At 76.7% G+C, this 3,433-nt stretch carries 4 protein-coding genes and 1 pseudogene; 2 read left to right on the forward strand and 3 right to left on the reverse strand.

Annotated elements, in window-relative coordinates:
• Window positions 1-91: 91 nt before the first annotated feature.
• Both ACFQ11_RS37360 and ACFQ11_RS37365 read right to left on the reverse strand, forming a co-directional pair.
• Window positions 92-376 (reverse strand): hypothetical protein, encoded by a 285-nt coding sequence (locus ACFQ11_RS37360; protein WP_378307643.1) that lies wholly within the window; start codon window positions 374-376, stop codon window positions 92-94.
• A 122-nt stretch (window positions 377-498) separates the two neighbouring features.
• Window positions 499-1,131 (reverse strand): maleylpyruvate isomerase family mycothiol-dependent enzyme, encoded by a 633-nt coding sequence (locus tag ACFQ11_RS37365; RefSeq protein WP_378307645.1) that lies wholly within the window; start codon window positions 1,129-1,131, stop codon window positions 499-501.
• 51 nt (window positions 1,132-1,182) lie between these two features.
• Between ACFQ11_RS37365 and ACFQ11_RS37370 the strand changes: the two genes are divergently transcribed.
• On the forward strand, window positions 1,183-1,800 hold the full coding sequence (locus ACFQ11_RS37370; RefSeq protein ID WP_378307647.1) for a TetR/AcrR family transcriptional regulator: 618 nt from the start codon (window positions 1,183-1,185) through the stop codon (window positions 1,798-1,800).
• A gap of 64 nt (window positions 1,801-1,864) precedes the next feature.
• Here the strand turns inward: ACFQ11_RS37370 and ACFQ11_RS37375 are convergent, their stop codons facing one another.
• On the reverse strand, window positions 1,865-3,091 hold the full coding sequence (locus ACFQ11_RS37375; RefSeq protein WP_378307649.1) for a hypothetical protein: 1,227 nt from the start codon (window positions 3,089-3,091) through the stop codon (window positions 1,865-1,867).
• A 110-nt stretch (window positions 3,092-3,201) separates the two neighbouring features.
• On the opposite strand from ACFQ11_RS37375, the pseudogene ACFQ11_RS37380 reads away from it, so the two are divergent.
• Window positions 3,202-3,433, forward strand: a pseudogene (locus ACFQ11_RS37380) (hypothetical protein); the annotation flags it as partial.

Here is a 3,433-nt window from a genome sequence, read left to right on the forward strand (position 1 = left end):
CTCATCGCGGCCGCCCGCGCCCGCGGCCTCGCCCCCTGACGCCCACGGACGCCCCCCGGCGGCCCGGTGGCGCCCGTGGCGGCGGGCGGCGTCAGCCGACGTGCATGGGCTCGCGGATCTCCCCGGCCTCGTACGCCGACTCCTCGTGCCGGCCCCGGGCGCCCCACTGCTCCTCCATCCGCATCGCGCAGCCCAGCGCGAAGAAGGTCGGGGCCCACTGCCCGACGAAGATCCCCCAGCGGTCCGCCCGCTCCATGCCCGCCGACTCGATCCGCAGCGACGCGGCCCACGCGGCCACCGACAGGCCGATCGAGCCGAACCCCATCGCGTACATGGCGTTCGACGACAGGCCCATCTTCTGCAGCTGCTTCACCATGATGCTCCGCTCCCTGTGCTCTTCCGGGTGTTCCGACGGCTCACTTCCCCCTCGGCCTGCGGCTAAGGCAATGCGCGGGCCAAGGAACACCCGGGAGGAGGCGGGACGGAGGAGGCGGGACGTCAGGCGGCCCGGCCCGCGTCCCGCAGGGTGAACCGCTCGCGGGCCTCGCCGCCCAGCCGCCCGGGCGGCAGCGCGCGCCCGTAGGCGACCAGCAGCAGGTCCTGCGCGGAGCCCGTCAGCGGCGTCCCGCTCCCGAACGACCAGTCGAGGTCGTCGGCGTGCAGCTCCACGCCGCCGAGATCGGCCCCGAAGAACTTCGCCGTCCTGGGCGTGACGCCCTCCAGCAGCGGGCGCACCCGCTCCGGCGGCACCCGGCGGTCCAGGCCCAGCGCGACGCTGATGTCCAGCCCGTGGACGACGTCGTGGCCGAGCGCCGCGGTGATCCCGCCGACGGGCGGCTTCCACGGATGGCGCGCGTTGTCGCGCAGCGCGGCCGCCATCTCGGCGGGCGTCATCGCCGCGGCGTCCCGGCGGGCGCAGCGGTCGGTCATGCGGTGCAGCCCCCGCGCCCTGACCAGCTCGGCCACCGTCCTGGCGAAGGAGTACCGGAACCCCATCGACATGTGGGCGGCGACCTCCCGCACCCGCCACCCGGCGCACAGGCTCGGCGCGTCCCAGCTCGCCGCGGGCAGGCCGTCCAGCATCGCCGCCAGCTCCCGCCGCTCGGCGGCGATCTCGTCCCTGACGTCCATCTCACCCTCCCGTTTTCGTAATCAGATTACTGTAATAATGGGATTATGAGAATGACGAGGGCGCAGACCAAGGAGCGCAACCGGCGGGCGCTGCTGGACGCCGCCCGCGAGGCGGTGTCGCGGGACGGCCACCGGGCCAGGCTCGACGACATCGCGCGGGACGCCGGGCTGACCACCGGCGCCGTCTACTCGCTGTTCGGCAGCAAGAACGCCCTGCTCGTCGAGCTGGTCGCCGACGAGCTCGCCCCGTACTACGCCGGGTTCGACGCCGCCGTCCCCGGCGACCTCGACCTCGCCGGGGCCGTCGACGCGTTCGCGCGCCACTACCGCCGGACCTGCGACGCCCCCGATGCCCGGCCGCAGCTGTCGTTCCAGCTCAGCCTGCTGGACATGGCGCTGCGCGACCCCGACCTGCACGCCCGGCTCGCCGCGTCCGTCCGGTCCCACGAGGAGCGCCTCGCCGCGCTGTTCACCGGACGCCGCCACGGCCCGCCGCCCGCCGCCACCGTCACCCCGGCCCAGGCGAAACGGCTGGCCACCGCCCTGCGCGCCCTGCTCGTCGGCCTCAGCCAGGGCGTGACGCTCGGCCTCGCGCCCGACGCGACCGAGCGGTTCTTCGCCGACGCCGCCCGCGCCCTGGCCGTGCCGGACGTCCTCGGCCCGCCCTGACACGCCGCGCCCCGACCGCGCCCGCCGCGGACCGCCGCGCGGGAGCCGTCACACGCGGGAGCCGTCACACGCGGCCGCGGGGATTGCGGCGCATGCGCAGCGGCGCCAGCATCAGCGCCACGATCACCGCGCCCGCCAGGACCAGGTCCCACGCCTTCAGCTTGATGTCGGCGGTCAGCGCCACCATCAGCGCCGTCGTCGGGACGACCAGCTGGTTCAGCTTCGCCACCACCAGCGGCCCCACCCGGCGGCGCACCGTCACCACCGCCGTCCGGGGAATGCCCAGCGACGCGCGGCTGACCGCGCCGACCGCCGCCACCGACACGTCCGGCGGCCGCGGCGCGCTCCCGCGATGCCCGGTGACCCGCACCTGCGGCCAGTCGCCGCCGCCGATCTGCCCGAGGGGCAGCGCGGTCGCGACCGTCCGGTTCCGCGGCCCCCACTCCAGGTACACCTGCTTCCCCGGCTCGGTCCCCAGCAGGGTGAACAGCTCCTCCGACAGCCGGACCGTCTGCTCGCGGTCCTCGCCCGGGGTCGCCTCGATCGTCCGGAAGCACAGCGCCGGGGCGCGCAGCACCACCCGCCCCGCCAGCTCCCCCCACGTCCCGGCCCGGCGGACGGCGCGCCGCGGCCACCGCGTCCCGCGATCGGACCACCGCGGCTCGCCCACCCGCAGGATCCGCCGGCGGCCGCGCGCCGGCGGCGGCCCGATCAGCACCTCCGGCCGCGCCCCCGCCGCGCTCGGCGGCACGTTCAGCAGCATCCGCGCCTGGTAGGACAGCCGGACGTGCCCGCGGTCGGCCTCGTGCCGGGTGCGGCGCACGCGGCACAGCGCCGGGACGCCGTCGTGGTTCACCGACGCCCACCGCCACAGCCCGAGCCGCGCGGCGTCGTCCCGGTGCAGCCCCACCTCGGCCGCCGACAGCAGCCGCTCGATCCGCGCGGGCAGCACGGGCATCCTCGACCCGGCCACCACGATCTCCAGCCGGTCGCCGTCCGCCGGCCGCTCGGTGCCGGTCCGCAGGTCCCGCCACACCGGCCGCGACAGCCGCGCCGTCGAGTCCGGCGGCGTCGGGCACGTCCTCCACCACGCCGCGTCCGACCCCACCAGCCACGCCGCGACCGACCGCCGCCCGCCCTCCAGCCGGACGGTGACGAGCGTGAGGTCGGGCAGCCCGAGCCCCCGCATCGTCTCGGTGTGCAGGAAGACCGTCGGGACCTGGAACAGCGCCAGACGGCGCCCGTCGATCGCGACGCGCAGGACACGGGAGGGGGCAGCCTCGATCACCACAAGATCGAGATCATACGGGCACCGGCCCGGCGACCCCCGCCGATCGGGCATCGCGCACCGAAACGGTGCGCACCCGGGGTAATCGCCGCCGGTCCGGGTAGCCCCGGGCCGTGACCACAGTGACCAGAGGCTTCCTGCGCGGCGCCGCGGCCGGCGCCGCCGGCACCACCGCGCTCAACGCGACCGCCCACGCCGACATGGCCGTCCGGGGCCGCCCGCCGAGCCGCACGCCCCACGCCGTCGCGTCCGCACTCGCCGACCGCACCGGCACGACCGTGCCGGGCGGCGACCGTGAACGCGGCGACCGGCTCGATGCGGCCGGGGCGCTCGGCGGCACCCTCG

This window comes from Actinomadura sediminis (assembly GCF_042675525.1).
Lineage (GTDB): Bacteria > Actinomycetota > Actinomycetes > Streptosporangiales > Streptosporangiaceae > Spirillospora > Spirillospora sediminis.